General features: G+C 59.5%; 18 protein-coding genes. 16 read left to right on the forward strand and 2 right to left on the reverse strand.

All coding sequences use genetic code 11. From position 1 onward, the window contains the following. Positions 1–352 precede the first annotated feature (352 nt). Both AO064_RS09350 and AO064_RS09355 read right to left on the reverse strand, forming a co-directional pair. Positions 353–1573: a CaiB/BaiF CoA transferase family protein gene (locus tag AO064_RS09350; protein ID WP_064053121.1), complete on the reverse strand. Its 1221-nt coding sequence runs from the start codon at positions 1571–1573 to the stop codon at positions 353–355. Positions 1574–1585: 12 nt separating this feature from the next. Continuing rightward, positions 1586–2767 carry an acyl-CoA dehydrogenase gene (locus tag AO064_RS09355; protein ID WP_003170842.1) on the reverse strand — a complete coding sequence of 394 codons (1182 nt, stop codon included), beginning with the start codon at positions 2765–2767 and terminating at the stop codon, positions 1586–1588. Between the two features lie 158 nt (positions 2768–2925). Here AO064_RS09355 and AO064_RS09360 point away from each other — a divergent pair, with 158 nt between their 5' ends. The 16 genes from AO064_RS09360 to AO064_RS09435 all read left to right on the forward strand — a co-directional run bounded on the left by AO064_RS09360 (position 2926) and on the right by AO064_RS09435 (position 20060). Beyond that, a complete protein-coding gene (locus AO064_RS09360; protein ID WP_046035894.1) occupies positions 2926–3825 on the forward strand; it encodes a LysR family transcriptional regulator in 900 nt (299 codons plus the stop codon). Between the two features lie 452 nt (positions 3826–4277). After that, the gene (locus tag AO064_RS09365) at positions 4278–5399 is read left to right on the forward strand and encodes a Re/Si-specific NAD(P)(+) transhydrogenase subunit alpha (protein WP_012721553.1); all 1122 of its coding nucleotides are present in this window, start codon (positions 4278–4280) and stop codon (positions 5397–5399) included. 15 nt (positions 5400–5414) lie between these two features. Next, on the forward strand, positions 5415–5735 hold the full coding sequence (locus tag AO064_RS09370; RefSeq protein ID WP_003220416.1) for an NAD(P) transhydrogenase subunit alpha part 2: 321 nt from the start codon (positions 5415–5417) through the stop codon (positions 5733–5735). Continuing rightward, positions 5735–7171 carry an NAD(P)(+) transhydrogenase (Re/Si-specific) subunit beta gene (locus AO064_RS09375; protein ID WP_064053122.1) on the forward strand — a complete coding sequence of 479 codons (1437 nt, stop codon included), beginning with the start codon at positions 5735–5737 and terminating at the stop codon, positions 7169–7171. Before AO064_RS09370 ends, AO064_RS09375 begins: the two co-directional genes overlap by 1 nt. A gap of 179 nt (positions 7172–7350) precedes the next feature. Continuing rightward, entirely contained in the window at positions 7351–8844 is a 1494-nt protein-coding gene (locus AO064_RS09380) for an acetyl-CoA hydrolase/transferase family protein (protein ID WP_012721551.1), read from the forward strand. A gap of 318 nt (positions 8845–9162) precedes the next feature. Beyond that, complete coding sequence (locus AO064_RS09385; RefSeq protein ID WP_012721550.1) at positions 9163–9378, forward strand: DUF1127 domain-containing protein; 216 nt, start codon at positions 9163–9165, stop codon at positions 9376–9378. A gap of 263 nt (positions 9379–9641) precedes the next feature. Continuing rightward, positions 9642–9827 carry a DUF1127 domain-containing protein gene (locus tag AO064_RS09390; RefSeq protein ID WP_064053123.1) on the forward strand — a complete coding sequence of 62 codons (186 nt, stop codon included), beginning with the start codon at positions 9642–9644 and terminating at the stop codon, positions 9825–9827. Between the two features lie 136 nt (positions 9828–9963). After that, positions 9964–10284, forward strand: coding sequence for a DUF2388 domain-containing protein (locus tag AO064_RS09395; protein ID WP_012721548.1), 321 nt, complete (start codon positions 9964–9966; stop codon positions 10282–10284). A gap of 103 nt (positions 10285–10387) precedes the next feature. After that, a complete protein-coding gene (locus AO064_RS09400; protein ID WP_064053124.1) occupies positions 10388–10696 on the forward strand; it encodes a DUF2388 domain-containing protein in 309 nt (102 codons plus the stop codon). A gap of 38 nt (positions 10697–10734) precedes the next feature. After that, positions 10735–11055: a DUF2388 domain-containing protein gene (locus AO064_RS09405; protein ID WP_012721546.1), complete on the forward strand. Its 321-nt coding sequence runs from the start codon at positions 10735–10737 to the stop codon at positions 11053–11055. Further along, positions 11052–13013: a DUF7844 domain-containing protein gene (locus AO064_RS09410; RefSeq protein ID WP_064053125.1), complete on the forward strand. Its 1962-nt coding sequence runs from the start codon at positions 11052–11054 to the stop codon at positions 13011–13013. The genes AO064_RS09405 and AO064_RS09410 overlap by 4 nt, the downstream gene beginning before the upstream one ends. 378 nt (positions 13014–13391) lie before the next feature. Beyond that, the gene (locus tag AO064_RS09415) at positions 13392–14699 is read left to right on the forward strand and encodes a CitMHS family transporter (protein WP_003170826.1); all 1308 of its coding nucleotides are present in this window, start codon (positions 13392–13394) and stop codon (positions 14697–14699) included. A 68-nt stretch (positions 14700–14767) separates the two neighbouring features. Further along, entirely contained in the window at positions 14768–15535 is a 768-nt protein-coding gene (locus AO064_RS09420; protein WP_064053126.1) for a TerC family protein, read from the forward strand. 322 nt (positions 15536–15857) lie between these two features. Beyond that, entirely contained in the window at positions 15858–17516 is a 1659-nt protein-coding gene (locus AO064_RS09425) for a Na/Pi cotransporter family protein (RefSeq protein WP_046035891.1), read from the forward strand. A gap of 57 nt (positions 17517–17573) precedes the next feature. Continuing rightward, on the forward strand, positions 17574–18956 hold the full coding sequence (locus tag AO064_RS09430; protein ID WP_064053127.1) for a M16 family metallopeptidase: 1383 nt from the start codon (positions 17574–17576) through the stop codon (positions 18954–18956). Positions 18957–19028: 72 nt separating this feature from the next. Next, a complete protein-coding gene (locus tag AO064_RS09435) occupies positions 19029–20060 on the forward strand; it encodes a DUF5924 family protein (RefSeq protein ID WP_012721541.1) in 1032 nt (343 codons plus the stop codon). Positions 20061–20113 lie beyond the last annotated feature (53 nt).

Below are 20113 nucleotides of genomic sequence, written 5' to 3' on the forward strand. Positions count from 1 at the left end.
TCCGATCTCTCGTTAGCGGGAGGCGAATTCTACAGCGTTACACGCTGCTGTCAACACCTCTTTTTCTCCGCTTTCGACCGAGAAGATCGAAACGTTAATAGAGCCAAACAACACTGCCCTACCAACTCCTTCTGGGCCTCGATGAACTGAAGCAACTCGCTGTCGAATTCTGCGTAACTCTTTGTTTACCAAGGAGTTTTCCGTTTCGACTGCGCCGGAAGNAAGTGGGGCGAATTATAGACTTCCAGAATCTGCCGTCAACCCTTAATTTTGCTTTTCTATCAATTAGTTAGCATTGATTAAAAAACCACCAACAAAGAGCCGCCAATACCCTCTATATAGAAGGAAGCAGTCAAATAACCCCCGCCGCCTTTAAAGCAACTATATTCGCCATGCCCAGCCCCAGTACTTCCTGAAGCACCTCGGCCGTATGCTCACCCAGCAGAGGAGGCGCGCTCCGATACTCCACAGGCGTCTTCGACAACCGTATTGGGCTGGCAACCTGGGGCACCATCCCTGCCAACGCATGAGGCAACGCCATCGCCAAGCCGCGCGCCTTGACCTGCGGATCATCAAACACCTGGGCCAGGTCATTGATCGGCCCACAAGGCACACCCACCCGCTCCAACTGCGATACCCACTCAGCCGTCGTCTTGAACACCGTAGCCTGGCGAATCAACGGAATCAGCTCCGCCCGATTGGCCACCCGCACCTTATTAGTAGAGAAGCGCGGATCATCCGCCCACTGTGACCGCCCGGCCACTTCAGCAAACTTACGAAACTGCCCGTCATTACCCACCGTCAGGATGAAATCACCGTCGGCCGTGGGAAAGTCCTGATAAGGCACGATGTTCGGGTGAGCATTCCCCAGGCGCTTGGGCGACGCTCCTGTCGTCAGATAATTCATCGCTTGGTTCGCCAGGCATGCCACCTGCACGTCCAGTAACGCCATATCGATGTGCTGCCCACCACCGTCATGATCCCGATGAGCCAGTGCCGCCAAGATGGCAACGGTCGAGTAGAGCCCCGTCAGGATGTCAGTCAGCGCGACGCCCACTTTCACCGGCCCAGCCCCCTCATCACCCTCGGGGCGACCAGTCAGGCTCATAAGCCCGCCGAGCCCCTGGATCATGAAGTCATAACCCGCACGCGTAGCATATGGCCCCGTCTGACCGAAGCCAGTGATCGAGCAGTAGATCAACTCCGGGTTGATCTCCTTGAGCGACTCATAGTCCAGCCCATACGCAGCGAGACCACCCACCTTGAAGTTCTCGATCAGGATGTCTGACTTGGCCGCCAGCTCACGGACCAGCGCCTGCCCCTCCGGCCGCGTGAAATCGATAGTCACCGACTGCTTATTGCGATTGGCCGACAGGTAATAAGCCGCCTCACTGGTGTTCTCACCATAAGCATCCTTGAGGAATGGCGGCCCCCAGGCGCGTGTGTCATCACCACTGCCCGGCCGTTCAACCTTGATCACCTCAGCCCCAAGGTCCGCGAGGATCTGCCCGGACCAGGGGCCCGCCAGTACTCGCGATAAGTCCAGTACCCGCAGATGCGAAAGCGCGCCCATGCCGTGCTCCTATTAATAGAACGCCTGAAGACCGGTTTGCGCGCGCCCCAGAATCAACGCATGCACGTCATGAGTACCTTCATAGGTATTCACCACCTCCAGGTTGACCAGATGACGTGCCACCCCGAACTCGTCGGAAATACCGTTGCCACCCAGCATGTCACGCGCCATGCGTGCGATATCCAGGGACTTGCCACACGAGTTGCGCTTCATGATCGACGTGATTTCAACCGCCGCCGTACCTTCGTCCTTCATCCGCCCCAAACGCAGGCAACCTTGCAGGGCCAGGGTGATCTCAGTCTGCATATCGGCCAGCTTCTTCTGGATCAACTGGGTCGCCGCCAATGGGCGCCCGAATTGATGGCGATCAAGCGTGTATTGGCGAGCGGTATGCCAGCAGAACTCGGCGGCCCCCAACGCCCCCCAGGAGATGCCATAGCGCGCCGAGTTAAGGCAGGTGAAGGGCCCCTTCAAACCGCGCACATCCGGAAAGATGTTCTCTTCCGGAACAAACACGTTATCCATGACGATTTCACCGGTGATGGAGGCGCGCAGCCCGACCTTGCCATGAATCGCCGGAGCGCTCAGGCCCTTCCAGCCTTTCTCCAGGACAAACCCACGAATATCGCCAGCATCGTCCTTACCCCAGACCACAAACACATCCGCGATCGGACTATTGGTGATCCACATCTTCGCGCCCGTCAGGCTATAACCCCCCTCGACCTTGCGAGCACGAGTGATCATCGCACCCGGATCGGAGCCATGATTGGGCTCAGTCAAGCCGAAACAACCGATCCATTCGCCAGAAGCCAGCTTCGGCAGGTACTTCTGTTTCTGTGCCTCAGTGCCGAACTCGTTGATCGGCACCATGACCAGTGACGACTGCACACTCATCATCGAGCGATAGCCGGAGTCGACACGCTCCACTTCGCGCGCGATCAACCCATAGCTGACGTAATTCAAGCCGCTGCCACCGTACTGCTCAGGGATCATCGCACCGAGCAAACCGGTCTCGCCCATCTCGCGAAAAATAGCAGGGTCGGTCTTTTCATGGCGAAAGGCTTCGAGCACACGCGGGGCCAACTTGTCTTGGGCGAACTGCTCAGCACTGTCGCGCACCATGCGCTCTTCTTCGGTGAGCTGTTGATCGAGCAGCAGTGGATCGATCCAGTTGAAGCTTGCCTTGCCAGCCATGAATAAGTCCTCGCGGAAAGAATCGGAAGTCGTGGAAGCAGCCTAGGCCCGACACGCGCAGAGGGCAAACGAGGTTTCCGCATAGGGTTGTGCTAATTTCTCACTTCGAAGTAGCCGAGAAAGGCGCATATGCGCTTTAGTAAGTGAGGACACGGTATATGCGCAGAAAAATTCCCAGCACCACCGCCCTTGTCAGTTTTGAAGCGGCAGCCCGCCACGAGAGCTTTACCAAGGCGGCGCAGGAGCTTTCGATCACGCAAGGTGCCATCTGTCGACAGATCGCCAGCCTTGAAGAGTTTTTAAGTGTCGAGCTGTTTCGCCGCTCACGGCGTGGGGTAAAGCTTACAGAAGCGGGGCTGTCCTACAGTCGTCGCGTGGCCACGCAATTGGATGCGGTGGAACGCGATACGCTTTCCGTCATGGGTCAGCAGGGCGCTAACACCATCGAACTGGCCGTGGTCCCGACATTCGGTACTCAATGGCTGATTCCTCGCCTCAAGGACTTCCAACGCCAGCACCCCGAAGTCACCGTTAACCTCACGAACCGAACACGGCCCTTCCTGTTTGCCGACACTGAATTCGACGCCGCGATCTACTTCGGCGATGCCGACTGGTCCGGCACAGAATCCCACCGACTGATGGGGGAAAACCCTGTCCCAGTGTGCAGCCCTCGGCTATTGGGTAGCCGCACGCGGTTCAGTCCCCAGGAGATCGCAGAACTGCCGCTTCTGCAGCAGACCACACGCCCCTACGCGTGGCGCCAATGGTTCAACGCCCAACAACTGAACATACCCCGCGACATGACAGGCCCCCGATACGAGCTATTCTCGATGTTGTCCCAGGCCGCCATGCACGATATGGGGATCGCGCTGATTCCACCGTTCCTCATCCAGCGCGAGCTTGAGGAGGGACAATTGCTGATCGCCAGCCCAGAGGCGCTGAGCAGCTCAAAGGCTTATTACCTGATGATTCCTGACAAAAAGGTCGAATCTGCCTCATTGCACGCCTTCAGGGATTGGCTTATCGACCAGTCCCAGCGCTACAGCCCCAGCATTTAAAGGCCACAACCGTGTTACTGACTTTGTAGTCAGTAACTTTTTAATCCTACAGATATACGTATATGTCGCATTTCAGCAGACTGTATCTGTCAGTCCAAGAAAAGGCTCAAAGCCATGATCTACTTGGCTTATAGCGACTGTCACAAGCCAATAGCCGACTATTCACACCGGCGATGGCAAAAGAGTGCAAAACTGCCTGCAGCCCTTTAAGCCCATGTATTTGAAGAGGTTATTTCAGCGTATTGCGACAATCAGTCACAGGGTGACTTGTAGTTAATTTTTCGTCACCCGTCATAATCCCTTGAAGGCCGTAAAGTTCGCCTGCAAAATGCCGCGCCCCGCTGTCATTTCAGCGGGATCGTGCTGATCGGCCGCCCCAGTTGCGCCACTCGCGGTGCACTGGCCTTTTTACAAAAAGATCAAAAGCAAAAAGATCATGCAGGAGATTTGACGTGCACATTGGTGTTCCTCTCGAAACCCAGACCGGTGAAACGCGGGTGGCTGCCACCCCGGAAACCATCAAGAAGCTGATCGGCCAGGGCCATAAGGTCACTGTACAAAGCGGGGCAGGCCTAAAGGCCAGCGTCGTGGACAATGCCTATGAAGCGGCAGGCGCAACCATTGGCAGTGCCAACGATGCGTTTGGCGCCGAGCTGATTCTCAAGGTGGTGGCCCCCAGCGACAGCGAGCTGGCGCTGATCAAAAGCGGCACCGTGTTGGTGGGCATGCTCAATCCGTTCAGCAATGAAACCATTGCCAAGCTCGCCGAACGCGGCATCACGGCCTTTGCCCTTGAAGCAGCGCCACGCACCTCACGGGCCCAGAGCCTCGACGTGCTGTCATCCCAGGCCAACATCGCCGGCTATAAAGCCGTGTTGCTGGCTGCGCATCATTACCCGCGCTTCATGCCGATGCTGATGACGGCCGCAGGCACCGTGAAAGCCGCGCGCGTACTGATCCTGGGCGCCGGTGTCGCAGGCCTGCAAGCCATTGCCACAGCGAAACGCCTGGGTGCAGTGATCGAAGCGTCTGACGTGCGCCCGGCCGTTAAAGAGCAGATCGAATCCCTGGGTGCCAAATTCGTCGACGTGCCTTACGAAACCGATGAAGAACGCGAATGCGCCGTCGGGGTCGGTGGCTATGCACGCCCAATGCCGACCAGCTGGATGCAGCGCCAGGCCCTGGCCGTGCACGAGCGCGCCAAGCAGGCCGACATCGTCATTACCACCGCCCTGATCCCCGGCCGAAAAGCGCCGACCCTGCTCAGCGCCGAAACCGTCGCACAGATGAAGCCCGGCTCAGTGGTCATCGACCTCGCCGCCGCCCAAGGCGGCAACTGCCCGCTGACCGTCGCCGACCAGGTGGTGGTGGAAAATGGCGTGATCATCTGCGGCCCGACCAACCTGGCCGGTGCCGTCGCTGCCGACGCCTCAGCTTTGTATGCGCGCAACCTGCTGGACTTCCTGAAACTGGTCTTCACCAAGGAAGGGCAGTTTGAAATCAACCTCGAAGACGACATCGTCGCTGCGTGCCTGATGTGCCGCGACGGCCAAGTCATCCGCAAAAACGCCTAAGCAGGGATTCAGACGATGGAAGAGCTTATCTCCCCCGGTATCTACAACCTGATCATCTTTGTGCTGGCGATTTATGTCGGTTACCACGTGGTCTGGAACGTAACGCCCGCGCTGCACACGCCATTGATGGCGGTGACCAACGCCATTTCCGCGATCGTGATCGTCGGCGCCATGCTCGCCGCAGCCCTCACCGTCACACCACTGGGCAAGACCATGGGCACGCTGGCCGTGGCACTGGCAGCAGTGAACGTATTCGGTGGCTTCCTGGTCACCCGCCGCATGCTTGAGATGTTCAAGAAGAAAGCCCCGAAAGCAAAAGAAGAGGCGCCGAAGTAATGAGCATGAATCTGGTAACGACGCTCTACCTGATCGCGTCGATCTGCTTCATCCAGGCCCTCAAAGGCCTGTCACATCCGACCACGTCGCGGCGCGGCAACCTGTTCGGGATGCTCGGCATGGCGCTGGCGGTACTTACCACGGTGGGCCTCATCTATAAGCTGGGCGCTGAGCTCGCCACCGCCGGCATCGGCTATGTGATCGTCGGCCTGCTGATCGGCGGCACCGCCGGTTCGATCATGGCCAAGCGCGTAGAAATGACCAAGATGCCGGAGCTGGTGGCGTTCATGCACAGCATGATCGGTCTCGCCGCCGTGTTTATTGCGATTGCCGCGGTGGTCGAGCCGCAATCCCTGGGCATCGTCAAACACCTGGGCGACTCGATTCCAGCCGGTAACCGCCTGGAGCTGTTTCTCGGCGCGGCCATCGGCGCAATTACGTTCTCCGGCTCGGTGATCGCGTTCGGCAAGCTGTCGGGCAAGTACAAGTTCCGTCTGTTCCAAGGCGCACCGGTACAGTTCGGAGGCCAGCACAAGCTGAACCTGGTGCTCGGCCTCGCAACACTTGGCCTCGGCCTGGCGTTCATGTTCACCGGCAACCTCACCGCCTTTGCCCTGATGTTGGCCCTGGCCTTCGTGCTTGGCGTGCTGATCATCATCCCGATCGGCGGCGCGGACATGCCGGTGGTGGTGTCGATGCTCAACAGCTACTCCGGCTGGGCAGCGGCGGGCATCGGCTTCTCGCTGAACAACTCGATGCTGATCATCGCCGGCTCCCTGGTGGGCTCCAGCGGCGCAATCCTCTCGTACATTATGTGCAAGGCGATGAACCGTTCCTTCTTTAACGTACTGCTCGGCGGTTTCGGCAATGCGCCGGATGCCGGCGCGACGGCGGGCTCGAAAGAAGCGCGCCCGGTGAAATCCGGTTCGGCCGACGACGCGACCTTCCTGCTGACCAACGCCGACACCGTGATCATTGTGCCGGGCTACGGCCTAGCAGTGGCGCGAGCGCAACACGCACTCAAGGAACTGACCGAGAAGCTGACTCATCGCGGCGTCACCGTGAAATACGCGATTCACCCAGTGGCGGGCCGTATGCCAGGGCACATGAACGTACTGCTCGCCGAGGCGGAGGTGCCTTACGACCAAGTGTTCGAAATGGAAGACATCAACTCCGAGTTCGGCCAGGCCGATGTGGTGCTGGTGCTTGGCGCGAACGACGTGGTCAACCCGGCCGCCAAAAACGACCCGAACTCGCCGATTGCCGGCATGCCGATCCTCGAGGCGTTCAAGGCCAAAACCATCATCGTCAATAAGCGCTCGATGGCCAGCGGTTATGCCGGTTTGGATAACGAGCTGTTCTATCTGGACAAGACCATGATGGTCTTCGGAGATGCCAAGAAGGTCATTGAAGACATGGTCAAAGCCGTCGAGTAACACTGCTTCAGCGCAATACTCGAAACCCCGGCCTCTTGTAGGCTGGGGTTTTTTATTACTGCATGAAACCCGACCAAAGGCTCTAAATCGCTACCTGGCATTCGACCATGGTAGCGGGCCGATTTTTTTTGAAATCACTAAACTGCGCACCTTGCTTCCGTAGCCCGAGATAAGAATCCATGTACCGTGATCGCATCCGCTTGCCTTCGTTGTTGAACAAGGTCATGAGCGCGGCAGACGCCGCCGCACTGATCGAAGACGGCATGACCGTCGGCATGAGCGGCTTCACCCGTGCCGGTGAAGCCAAGGCCGTCCCCCACGCCTTGGCCGAGCGCGCCAAGACTTCTCCGCTGAAAATCACCCTGATGACCGGCGCCAGCCTGGGCAATGACCTGGATAAGCAATTGACCGAAGCCGGCGTGCTGTCCCGACGCATGCCGTTTCAGGTCGACAGTACCTTGCGCAAAGCGATCAACGCCGGCGAAGTGATGTTTATCGACCAGCACTTGTCGGAAACCGTCGAGCAATTGCGTAACAACCAACTCAAGCTGCCTGACATTGCAGTGATTGAAGCGGTCGCAATCACGGAACAGGGGCATATTGTGCCCACCACGTCTGTGGGTAACTCGGCCAGCTTCGCGATTTTCGCCAAGCAGGTGATTGTCGAGATCAACATGGCGCACAACCCCAACCTGGAAGGGCTGCACGACATCTATATCCCGACCTACCGGCCGACGCGCACGCCGATCCCGTTGGTGAAAGTCGATGATCGCATTGGCAGCACCGCCATCCCGATCCCACCGGAAAAAATCGTCGCCATCGTGATCACCAACCAGGCTGACTCGGCCTCTACCGTGACGCCGCCCGACAGCGACACACAAGGCATCGCCAATCACCTGATCAACTTCCTCAAACAGGAAGTCGATGCGGGACGCATGACCAACAAGCTCGGCCCGCTGCAGGCAGGGATCGGCAACATCGCCAACGCAGTGATGTGCGGATTGATCGACTCGCCGTTCGAAGACCTCACCATGTATTCGGAAGTGTTGCAGGACTCGACCTTCGACCTGATCGATGCAGGCAAATTGAGCTTCGCTTCGGGCAGCTCGATCACGTTGTCAGAGCGACGCAATGCCGATGTGTTCGGCAACCTGGAACACTACAAAGACAAGCTGGTACTGCGCCCGCAGGAAATCTCCAATCACCCTGAGGTGGTGCGTCGGTTGGGCATCATCGGTATCAACACCGCACTGGAGTTCGACATCTACGGCAACGTCAATTCCACCCATATCTGCGGCACGCGCATGATGAACGGCATTGGCGGCTCCGGGGATTTCGCGCGCAACGCGCACTTGGCGATCTTCGTGACCAAGTCGATTGCCAAGGGCGGGGCAATTTCCAGCGTAGTGCCGATGGTCAGTCATGTGGACCACACCGAGCATGACGTCGACATCCTGGTGACCGAAGTCGGGCTGGCTGACCTGCGTGGCCTGGCGCCACGGGAACGAGCGCGGGTGATCATCGACAACTGTGTGCACCCGGCGTACCGCGATGCGCTGAACAGTTACTTCGATGCTGCCTGCGCGATCGGCGGGCATACCCCGCACATCCTGCGCGAAGCACTGAGCTGGCACATTAACCTGGAAGAAACCGGGCACATGCTCAAGGCCTGATTGATACAGATCCGAGCTGATGCAAATACAGTTTCATCAGCTCGGCCTTGTCGCTGCCACTTCTTAAAAAAACTGTACTGCTGTACCGGTCATTTCCTACCGAAATATCCCACACCCCTCTTCGAAAATGACCATTTCGCACCACTTAAGTGCAGACAGGTACAGTTGCCCTATTTTCGTACAGTACAGCGTCTATAAACAGTTAACTGGCCCCTCACAATACAGGTGAACTGTATCTAGAGAGTCTTGCGCCGGGAGAGGATCATTGGCATCAGTTAAACCACTACCTAATCCCGCCACAAGCGGAAGGATGTCATCATGGAACGTACACTCAGTTCCGAACTGTTCTTTGAAGAAAAAGCTGTAAACACCCAGGCTTCCCTGCCTCTGCGCGTTATCGCCAACCTGATGTTGTGGCAGCGCCGCATCTCCAGCCGCCACCAACTGGCTCGCCTGGATTCGCGTCTGCTGGCTGACGCAGGCATCAGCGAAGCTCAACGTTACGAAGAGCTGAGCAAGCCGTTCTGGCGCTGATTTAGCGCTCGCTGGCCCTGACCTGACGGGTCCACTGCCAGCAACCTGATTTGTCAAAACAGAGCCCGCCCCGGGAAACCGGAGGCGGGCTTTGTTGTTTCCGGGTTTGGGGTTTTGAGCGTAAAAACAGAAGCCGTTCTCAATGACAGGTACAGTTAATAAGACACAACAGTTAAGCAGTACAATTTAACTCTGGTGTATCTGTATCGGTGACCCCGCCCCATCCAACATGGTGATCCAAGACCTCATGAAAGGTACTCGCCATGGATACGACTTCCCCTCTTTATAAGCGGCTGCCACGCCAGGTGGCCTTTGCCTTCGTTAGATGGGCACGCCTGGCTTATGAACGGCGTCAACTGTCACAGCTTGATGCTCGGGAACTGTCAGACCTGGGCATCAGCCATGGCGACCGAATCGCCGAGCTGTCCAAGCCGTTCTGGCGTGACTAGGCAGTCAAGAAGCTTCCCGAACGGATAAGCGGCGGCTTAATATCCAGCCACCACGTGGCGAACCGCGTCGTACAGGCGTCTGATCCCCAATGGCTGCCCTGCGCCACCTTATCCGTCCATCTACAGGAGTCTTCCCATGTCCCGTCTTCGCTTGCTGAGTGCTGCTGCCCTATTGGCCCTGACTGCCAACGCCAGCGCGACCAGCTTCATCGTGACCACCGACTCCATCGTCGGCGCGCTCAAGGCCACCTCCGACGCCAGCTCCGATGCCACTTCTTCGCTGCGCGACAACAAGGTCGTGCGTGCCGCTCGTGACGACGCTGCCAGCTTTGTCGCCAGCGAAGGTGCCATTCGTGGTGTGAAACTGGAGAGCGCCCTGGCACAGATCCGCCAACAAGCGCCGCAATTGAATACCGCGACTGACGCGCAACTGGCCCAAGCGATCCTGGCTATCTGATTCGGAGCACAAAGGGAGCGTCTGCCGCTCCCTGATACCGATGCACTGGCTCTCGCCTGGGCATTGCGCTAGCCTTGGCGCTCGCTTTCAGTTGTTGAGTCCCATGGCTTTTTCATACCGCCTTTTAATAGTCCCTGTGGTGTTTTTCTGCGGCTGGTCGCCATTGGCTTCGGCCTTCGACCTCACCACCCAGAGCACGGTCGTGAGCGCGTATGCCACCAGCAAGGTGACCTCCGCACCCTTCGACAAAAAAGTGCTAATGGCCGCGCAGGATGACGCTGCCGCGTTTATCGCCACTGACGGCGAATGGCGGGGCGCACGGCTGGAGTCAGCGCTGGATTATCTGCGCCGCAGCCAACCAAAACTTAACGCCAGCGACCTTGAACTGGCGCAAGCAATTCTCGTCCAATAATCATCTTTGTATTCCATCTTTGTATTCGGAGTAATTCCATGCGTAGCCCGCTGATCGCCGCCACCCTTGGCCTGCTGTTGTTGGCCGACGTTGCCCAGGCGCATACCCTGGTGGCCACCAGTAACATCATTGTTCGCGCCTCAGGCCGCACCATTGATTTCACTTCGGACACCACCACCTCCATCCGCGACTCCAAAGTGGTGCGCGAAGCCCACGATGACGCCGCCAGTTTCGTCGCTACCAACGGCGAGATCCGTGGCGCGCACTTGGAGGCGGCCTTCGACACCCTGCGCACACGCCTGCCGGAAGCCCGCGACGCCAGTGACCAGACCCTCGCAGAAGCTATCCTCGCACTGTGAGGCGAATTGCCGCCTGGCTCCTGGCCGGGACTGTGCTGCTGTGTGCCACCGCAGCCCAGGCCAGCCTGCAACTGCGGCTCAAGACCGAGGGTCTGAGCCCGGCTGAACAGCAGGCCAGCCAGGCGTTGCTCGACGAAGCCATGCGCTCTTTACCGCCGCGCTTTATCGAGCAGTTGGACCGGCGCATCGATGTCGGCTGGACCGACAAAATGCCCGAGAATGCCTACGGGCAAGCCTCCCTCGTGTCCGAGCTGGACCTCAACCGTAACCTGCTCGCCAGCCTGACCGACGGCAGCGCCGCCACGCAGAAAACCAATCGCCCCCACGGCACCGTGCGTCGCGAAATGCTCGCCACGGTGCTGCACGAACTGACCCACATCTATGACCGTGCGCGCCTGTGGTCCAAAGAGGACCGCGCGCTGATCAATCGTTGCAGCCGCCAAAACAACCTCACCGGCCTGATCGGCCTGCCTGATCAATGCCGTGGCCAGAATGGCCGTCGCTTTACCCTCAGTGACGACCCGCGCCTGCTGGACCTTGCCGGCTGGCCGCAATACGTCGGCCGTCGCGGCGAGCGTGAGCAGCACAACCATCAGGTCGCCCGCAGCCCGGACATCTACGAAACCACCAGCCCGCTGGAATTCGTCGCGGTCAACATGGAGTACTTCCTCCTCGACCCCAGCTACGCCTGCCGGCGCCCGGCATTGTTCCGCTATTACCAGGAACACTTCGGCTGGGCCCCGCCGGAACAAGACACCTGCGCCAGCACCTACGCCTTCCTGAACGCCGGTAACGATTTCGCCAAGACGCCGCTGGGTCATGTGGACCCCGAGCGCGTCTACGAAATCGACTACCTGCTGGCCGAAGCCAACCAGAACCTGGTCAGCCGCTGGGGCCACAGCATGCTACGCCTGGTGATCTGTGCGCCGGGGCGTCCACGCGGGCCGGATTGTCGGCTCGACCTGGACCAGCATCTGGTGTTGTCCTACCGCGCGTTCGTCGGTGACGTACAGCTATCGAGCTGGGATGGCCTGGTCGGCAAGTACCCATCGCGGTTGTTTGTACTGCCGCTGGCGCAAGTGATCGACGAATACACCAAGACAGAATTGCGCGGCCTGGCTTCCGTACCGTTGAAGTTGACCCGCCAGGAAATCAACGACACCGTCGAGCACGCCGCCGAGATGCATTGGAGCTACGACGGCAACTACTTCTTCATCTCCAACAACTGCGCGGTGGAGAGCCTGAAACTGCTACGCAGCGGCAGCGCCAACCCGCAGCTGACCGGCCTGGACAACATCACTCCCAACGGTCTGCTCGAAGTCCTGAACGCCCGCGGCCTGGCCGATACCAGCGTGCTGGATGACAAACGCCGGGCACTGCGCCTGGGTTATCACTTCGACTCCTTCCGCGAACGCTACCAGGCCATGTTCGATGTGCTGCGCAAACGCCTGCCGATCAAACAGACTCAGGTTGAAGACTGGCTGTCCCTCAGTGCAGAGGAGCGCCGCCAGTGGTTCGGCCAGGCCGATCTGCGCACCAGCGCCGCGCTGCTACTGCTTGAGCAGGCAAGCTTTCGCAAGCAGTTGATGCTGGCCCAGGACGAAGTCAAACAACGCTACCTCGGTGCCCGCGAGCTGAAAAACGGTGGCATGGAGAAAGCCAACGCCACGCTGCAGCAGATCCTCGCCAACAGCGGCTTCCTCAGTCGCCCGGCGGAGCTGCTGGGCAGCGGTGGTTATGGCCTGCCGCAACCGTCGGAAGCAAAGCGTCTTGAATCGGAAAGCGCCGAGCGCCAGAAGCAGCTGCAATCCCTGACCGGCGAATTGGATAAAGAGGTGAGGGCGCTGCTGGATCCTTCCCGTTCCGCCGAAATTGCCGCCTGCGAAGCCAACCTCAAGCTGGTGGGCGAACATCTGCGGACGTTGCACAAAGCAGCGGGCGGTCTGGAACTGCCCTAAAAACCTCAAGCCAAACACACACAAATGTGGGAGGGGGCTTGCCCCCGATTGCAGCGTGCCAGTCACTGCATGCACAGGCTGACACACCGTTAACGGGGGCAAGCCCCCTCCCACATTTTGATCTACATAAAACCAGAGACTGCGTGCATTCCCTTCGTCACCTGTTTTTCCGGCGAAAGCTGGCTGAAAGCTTACCCGTCTAGGATCGCCTCCACTGCCGGCAACAGACCGGCTGTTAACAACAACAATGGTGATTCCCGATGTCCGTCCGTACCCGCCTGTTCGCCCCAACTCCACCCGTACGCCTCGTGCCTTTCGTTCTGCGCTGACCCCACCCGGTTCGCCATTCCCTAGCCGCGCTACGCCTGGAGTATTCCTATGCTGACTTTCCTTGGCTTTGCCATGGTCATCACGTTCATGTTCTTGATCATGACCAAGCGCCTGTCCGCGCTGATCGCCCTGATCATCGTGCCGATCCTGTTTGCGCTGTTCGGCGGTTTCGCCCCGAAGATCGGCCCGATGATGCTCGAAGGCATCACCAAGCTCGCGCCGACCGGCGTGATGCTGATGTTCGCCATTCTGTACTTTGCCCTGATGATCGACTCCGGCCTGTTCGACCCGGCCGTGCGCAAGATCCTCAAGATGGTCAAGGGCGACCCGCTGAAGGTCTCCGTCGGTACCGCCGTGCTGGCCCTGGTCGTGTCCCTCGACGGTGATGGCGCTACCACTTACATGATCTGCGTGGCCGCGATGCTGCCGCTGTACCAGCGCATCGGCATGAGCCCGCGGATCATGGCAGGCTTGATCATCCTCGCCGGTGGCGTGATGAACATGACCCCTTGGGGCGGCCCGACCGCCCGTGCCGCCAGTGCGCTGCATGTGGACCCATCGGATATTTTCGTACCGATGATCCCGGCGATGGCCGCCGGCGTGGTGGCGATCCTGGTGATTGCCTACATGTACGGCAAACGCGAACGTGCGCGCCTGGGTGAACTGCACCTGCAAGGCGATGAGATCGACCACAGCGAAATCAGCGTGTCGCAATACCCCGACGCTCGTCGTCCCAAGCTGATCTGGTTCAACGGCGCGTTGACCCTGGCCCTGATGTGCACCCTGATCGCCGGTCTGTTGCCGTTGCCGGTGCTGTTCATGGTGGCATTCAGTATCGCGATGATCGTCAACTACCCCTGCCTGCAACAGCAGAAAGACCGCGTCGCCGCCCACGCCGGCAGCGTACTGGCGGTGGTGGGGCTGATCTTCGCCGCGGGTATCTTCACCGGCATCCTGTCCGGTACCGGCATGGTCGACGCCATGTCCAAGAGCCTGCTGGCGGTCATCCCAGAGGCCATGGGCCCGTACCTGGCCGTGATCACCGCACTGGTGAGCATGCCGTTTACCTTCTTCATGTCCAACGACGCGTTCTACTATGGCGTTCTGCCAGTGCTCGCCGAAGCCGCCAGCCACTACGGCATCACCGCCGTGGAAATGGCCCGCGCCTCCATCGTTGGCCAGCCTGTGCACTTGCTCAGCCCGCTGGTACCGTCGACCTACCTGCTGGTAGCCCTGGCCGGTATCGAATTTGGCGATCACCAGCGCTTCACCCTGAAGTGGGCAGTACTGGTGTGCCTGTGCATAATGTTCGCCGCATTGCTGATGGGGATTTTTCCGCTGTTCAGCACTCTATAATCGTACCGACTCACTCACCGCGCGGCGCTGCAGCTTGCGCGGTTTAACACTTGCTCAAAGGAATACACATGGAATGGCTGACCAATCCGGAAATCTGGATTGCCTTCTTCACCCTGACGGCCCTCGAGATCGTCCTGGGCATCGATAACATCATCATGATTTCGATCCTGGTCAGCCGCATGCCCAAGCATATGCAGGCGCGCACCCGGATCTTCGGCCTGGCCCTGGCCATGGTCACGCGCATCCTGTTGCTGCTGTCGATCACCTGGGTGATGCAACTGACCGCCGACCTGTTCGTGGTCTTCGGCCAAGGCATTTCCGGCCGCGACCTGATCCTGTTCTTCGGTGGCCTGTTCCTGCTGTGGAAAAGCTCCCAGGAGATGTACCACGCACTGGAAGGTGAAGACGAAACCCACGACGAGCCAGGCGGCAAGGGTGGTAAGTTCATCTACACCATCATCCAGATCGCAATCATCGACATCGTATTCTCCCTGGACTCGGTGATCACCGCTGTCGGCATGGTCTCCCACGTGCCGGTCATGGTCGCGGCGATTGTTGTTGCGGTACTGGTGATGATGCTGGCCGCAGGCACCATCAGCGAATTCATCGACAAGCACCCGTCGCTGAAGATGCTGGCCCTGTCGTTCCTGCTGGTGGTAGGTACCGTACTGATCGCCGAATCCTTCGATGTGCACGTGCCAAAAGGCTACGTTTACTTCGCCATGGCGTTCTCGCTGGCGGTGGAAGCGGTGAACATCAAGATGCGTACGGCCATCGCGAAAAAGCGCAAACAGCAGGATCCGGTGAAACTGCGCAAAGACATTCCGGGTCAATAAAGCTGACCCGCTGCTGAAAGGGGCTTTCGAGCCTAATGCCAGTCAGTTAAGACGTAGAAAGGGTACAAAACTGTGGCGAGGGAGCTTGCTCCCTCGCCACAGGTACGGTGCTCACCCTTAACTGACTGGCATTAGCTTTCGAGCCCCTTTTTCTCATCTGCAAAAAGCTGATTTCATGACAGTTTTGTTTCAATCCCCACTTTAGCTATGCGATGCTGGCGCAGAGCCCATTCGCCAACTACAGCTTAAGTAAAAGACGTAGAGCGGCACGCGGTAACTTTCCTTCGCTCATTTTAGAGCGCACCTACACGGGGGGCCGAGCATGCTGACCCTGCTCAATCTGCTTTCCGCCGTGACCCTGCTTATCTGGGGCACGCACATCGTCCGTACCGGCATCCTGCGGGTCTACGGTTCCAACTTGCGCCAAGTCATCGGGCAGAACATGTCCAAGCGCTGGCTGGCGTTTATCGCCGGTATCCTGGTGACCGCCATGGTGCAGAGCAGCAACGCCACGGCGATGCTGGTGACCTCCTTTGTCGGCCAGGGCCTGATGGGGCTGATGCCCGCCTTGGCGACCATGCTCGGTGCCGACGTCGGTACCGCGCTGATGGCGCGGGTGCTGACGTTTGACTTGTCCTGGCTGTCACCGCTGCTGATCTTTCTCGGGGTGATTTTCTTTCTGTCGCGCAAACAAACGCGGGCAGGGCAGTTGGGCAGGGTCGGCATCGGCCTCGGGCTGATCATCCTCGCCCTGCAATTGATCGTCGAAGCCGCCGGCCCCATCACCCACGCCCAAGGTGTGAAAGTGCTGTTCGCTTCGTTGACCGGCGACATTTTGCTCGACGCCCTGGTCGGCGCTTTGTTCGCGATGATTTCCTACTCCAGCCTGGCCGCCGTCCTGCTGACCGCCACCCTCGCCGGCGCCGGCGTGATCGGCTTGCACGTGGCGATCGGCCTGGTGATCGGCGCAAACATCGGCAGCGGCGTCCTGGCTTTCCTCAGCACGAGCATGCAAAACGCCGCCGGACGCCAAGTGGCGCTGGGCAGCTTGCTGTACAAGTTGATCGGCTTGCTGCTGATCATCCCGGTACTCGACCCGCTGGTGCTGTGGATGGACGGCTTGGACTACAGCGCCCAAGGCATGGTCATCACCTTCCACCTGCTCTATAACGTCAGCCGCTGCCTGATCCTGTTGCCGACCATCGGCCCGATGGCCCGGCTATGTGCCTGGTTGCTGCCCGAGCGCGAAGAAACCAATGGCAAGGCCAAACCACGCCACCTTGACCTGGCCGCCCTGGCCACACCGAGCCTGGCGCTGGCCAACGCCGCCCGTGAAACCCTGCGCCTGGGCGACCTGATCGACAATATGCTCACCGCCATGCAGGAAGTCCTGCGTGGCAAACAGACCGCCATCACCCAGGAAATGCGCAGCCTCAGCGATGACGTCGAGTCGCTCTACAGCGCGATCAAACTCTACCTGGCGCAGATGCCCCGAGAAGACCTCAGCGAGCACGACAGCCGCCGCTGGGCGGAAATCATCGAGCTTTCCATCAACCTCAAACTGGCCGGCGACCTGATCGAACGCATGCTGCGCAAAGTCCAGCAGCAAAAAACCTCACAGCGTCGCCAGTTCTCCGAAGTCGGCCTGGAAGAACTCACTGGCCTGCACAGCCAACTGATCGCCAATCTGCGCCTGGGCCTGTCGGTGTTCCTCAGCGCCGACCCGGAAAGCGCCCGCCAATTGCTGCGCGAAAAACGCCGTTTCCGCGCCCAGGAACGCCGCCTGGCCCACGCCCACGTCAGCCGGCTACAGCGCAAAATCGTGCAAAGCCTGGAGACCAGCTCCCTGCACCTGGAACTGATTGCCGACATGAAACGACTGAACTCGTTGTTTTGCAGCAGTGCTTATGTAGTCTTGGAAACGTCCGACACCGGCGCGCTCTCTGCCGAAGATATTGCCGACATCACACATTCGCCCTGAACGTACGATGGCCCGTGAAGTCAGTTAACACTGACCTCACTCGCCAGGAAGCTTGTTATGCGTCGCCTGTTGTTCGCTTGTCTGCTCATGGGCTCTGCCCACGTCTTCGCCTTTGACCGCCTGCAAGTCGAGGGCTACACCTTGCCCAACGGCTTGCAACTGTTGCTCAAACCGGGCACCGAGCGCGGGCATGTGGCGATCCGCCTAGTGGTGGGCGTGGGCCTGGATGACTTCAGCTGCGAAGACAAGGAATTGCCGCACCTGCTGGAACACTTGCTGTTCAGCGGCATCGACGGCGGCGGCGAAGGTGAGCTGGAAGACCGCATGCAAGCGCTGGGCGGCGAGTGGAACGCCTACACCAGCAACGCCGACACCACCTTTGTGATCGAGGCGCCCGCACAAAACCAGCGCAAAGTGCTGGACCTGCTACTGGCGATCCTCACCCGCACCGAACTGACCGACGCCAATATCAACGCCGCCAAGCAGGTCGTCGAACGCGAAGACGGCGGCCACTACTCACACCTGCAACGCCTGTTGGACCGCCAGGACCTGGGCCACACCGCCAGCAACCAATTGGCGGTCGAACTGGGGCTCAAATGCGCCGAGCGCGCCGAGGTCGACCACCTGACCCGCGACCAGTTGGAGCACCTGCGCAAACACTGGTACGCGCCCAACAACATGACCTTGATCATCGTCGGCGACCTCGACAAGCTGCTGCCGGCCTATCTGGAGCGCACCTTCGGGCAACTCGACCCGGTTGACCCCACTGAACACCCAGCGCTGCCGGAGATCCAGCACGCCGCCGCCAGCCATCGCGAACTGATCCATGGCTGGGTCGGCGACAGCGCCAAGCTGCACTGGCTGTTCCCCGAGCCGGTGCTGGACGACCAGCATGATGAGACCTACGACCTGCTCAAGGATTACCTCGATTGGGCGCTGTACCGCCAACTGCGCCTCAAGCACGGTTTGTCCTACGGCCCCTGGAGCGAACGTGAAGTCCTCGGCGGCGTCGGTTTCCTCAGCTTGAATGCCGACCTTGAGCGCGAAAACCTCCCCGAGGCAGAGCAGGTTCTCCAGGACCTCAAGGCCCAACTGCTCAAGGATGGCCTCGATCCGGCGGTATTCGCTCGCTTGCAACAAGCCGCCATCGCGCGCCAGGCCTGGGCAGTGCAGGGCAACAGCGCGTTGGCCGACTACTACTGGAGCGCTTCCGGTGACTACAACAACGGCCACTTCAGCGACCCGGTCAAGCGCATCAAGGCTGTAAGCCTGGACCAGACCAACCAGGCCATGCGCCAAGTGTTCCAGCAGCCCGGCTACTGGCGTATCGAGAAACCGCTGCTCAGCTATGACGGCCTGAGTTGGATCGGTGCCGGCGTGCTCGGCTTGATCACCTTTGTGTTGATCGGCGTGCGGGTTTATCGCAAACGGTTTGCGTAATGAGGCACCGGACAAAGGGCTAAGACGTTATTCTGTCTGGGATTTTTTCCTACAAAGACTGCGAACCGCCGAATGCAAAACCTGACCCGCTTGATCACCCGCATCCTCGAACTGATGAAGCGCTACCCCGGGGTGATAGCACTTGGCGGTTTTGTCTCGGGTGTGGGCAGCTTCATTCTGGTGGATCGCCAGCAGGGCATGGCCAGTTGGATCGCCGTGATCATGCTGGTGAGCTGGCTGTGGCTGATGCTGGAAAACAGCTTTACCCAGCTGTTCACCAAAGTCTTCAAGCGCGAAATCCCCGAGCCGCTGCTGCGCTATGCGACCCAGATGATTCACCAGGAAAGCCTGTTCTTTGTGCTGCCGTTTTTTTTCATCACCACCGCCTGGAACAGCGGCCAGTCGGTGTTCACCGGCCTGCTCGGCGCCGCAGCGCTGGTATCGATAATCGACCCGCTGTACTACAAATGGCTGGCGCCCAAACGCTCGCTGTTCCTCGCACTGCACACCTTCACGCTGTTCGCGGCGCTGCTCACCGCACTGCCGATCATCCTGCACCTGACCACGGCTGAGAGTTACAAGCTGGCCCTCGGCGTAGCCATGGCACTGTCGATCCCGAGCCTGGCGGTAAGCCTGCCGCTGCGCAGCCTCAAAGGCTGGGCGATGCTACTGGGGGTCACCGCTGCGATTGGCTGCGCCGGTTGGTTCCTGCGCAGCTGGGTGCCGCCAGCCACGCTGTGGATGACCGAAGTGGCCATCAGCACCCAACTGCAAGACCGCACGCCGGGCGACGACCTCAAGGAAGTCACCGCCGCTCAACTGCGCAGCGGCGGGCTCTACGCCTACACCGCGATCAACGCCCCGCGTGGGCTGGATGAGCGGATTTACCACGTGTGGAAATTCAATGGCAAAGAGGTTGACCGCATCGCCCTGGATATCCACGGCGGGCGCAAAGAGGGCTATCGCGCCTGGACCCACAAGCAGAACTTCCCCGCCGACGCCGTGGGTCGCTGGCAGGTACAGGTGCTGACCGAAGACGGGCAGGTGATCGGCGTACTGCGTTTCAAAGTGACGGACTCAGCACAAACGGACAACCCAAAGTAGGCAGGATCGTGCTATTACGTAGGAATTGTGGATAGCCAACAAGCTCGGAGCTT

This window comes from Pseudomonas marginalis (assembly GCF_001645105.1).
In the GTDB taxonomy this organism is placed as follows: Bacteria; Pseudomonadota; Gammaproteobacteria; order Pseudomonadales; family Pseudomonadaceae; genus Aquipseudomonas; species Aquipseudomonas petroselini.

What these genes read in the sequence shown, in the direction of transcription:
- AO064_RS09350 (WP_064053121.1), bottom strand. Translation starts at nt 1,573, where the DNA reads ATGGGCGCGCTTTCGCATCTGCGGGTACTGGACTTATCGCGAGTACTG.
- AO064_RS09355 (WP_003170842.1), bottom strand. Translation starts at nt 2,767, where the DNA reads ATGGCTGGCAAGGCAAGCTTCAACTGGATCGATCCACTGCTGCTCGAT.
- AO064_RS09360 (WP_046035894.1), top strand. Translation starts at nt 2,926, where the DNA reads ATGCGCAGAAAAATTCCCAGCACCACCGCCCTTGTCAGTTTTGAAGCG.
- AO064_RS09370 (WP_003220416.1), top strand. Translation starts at nt 5,415, where the DNA reads ATGGAAGAGCTTATCTCCCCCGGTATCTACAACCTGATCATCTTTGTG.
- AO064_RS09375 (WP_064053122.1), top strand. Translation starts at nt 5,735, where the DNA reads ATGAGCATGAATCTGGTAACGACGCTCTACCTGATCGCGTCGATCTGC.
- AO064_RS09380 (WP_012721551.1), top strand. Translation starts at nt 7,351, where the DNA reads ATGTACCGTGATCGCATCCGCTTGCCTTCGTTGTTGAACAAGGTCATG.
- AO064_RS09385 (WP_012721550.1), top strand. Translation starts at nt 9,163, where the DNA reads ATGGAACGTACACTCAGTTCCGAACTGTTCTTTGAAGAAAAAGCTGTA.
- AO064_RS09390 (WP_064053123.1), top strand. Translation starts at nt 9,642, where the DNA reads ATGGATACGACTTCCCCTCTTTATAAGCGGCTGCCACGCCAGGTGGCC.
- AO064_RS09395 (WP_012721548.1), top strand. Translation starts at nt 9,964, where the DNA reads ATGTCCCGTCTTCGCTTGCTGAGTGCTGCTGCCCTATTGGCCCTGACT.
- AO064_RS09400 (WP_064053124.1), top strand. Translation starts at nt 10,388, where the DNA reads ATGGCTTTTTCATACCGCCTTTTAATAGTCCCTGTGGTGTTTTTCTGC.
- AO064_RS09405 (WP_012721546.1), top strand. Translation starts at nt 10,735, where the DNA reads ATGCGTAGCCCGCTGATCGCCGCCACCCTTGGCCTGCTGTTGTTGGCC.
- AO064_RS09415 (WP_003170826.1), top strand. Translation starts at nt 13,392, where the DNA reads ATGCTGACTTTCCTTGGCTTTGCCATGGTCATCACGTTCATGTTCTTG.
- AO064_RS09420 (WP_064053126.1), top strand. Translation starts at nt 14,768, where the DNA reads ATGGAATGGCTGACCAATCCGGAAATCTGGATTGCCTTCTTCACCCTG.
- AO064_RS09425 (WP_046035891.1), top strand. Translation starts at nt 15,858, where the DNA reads ATGCTGACCCTGCTCAATCTGCTTTCCGCCGTGACCCTGCTTATCTGG.
- AO064_RS09430 (WP_064053127.1), top strand. Translation starts at nt 17,574, where the DNA reads ATGCGTCGCCTGTTGTTCGCTTGTCTGCTCATGGGCTCTGCCCACGTC.
- AO064_RS09435 (WP_012721541.1), top strand. Translation starts at nt 19,029, where the DNA reads ATGCAAAACCTGACCCGCTTGATCACCCGCATCCTCGAACTGATGAAG.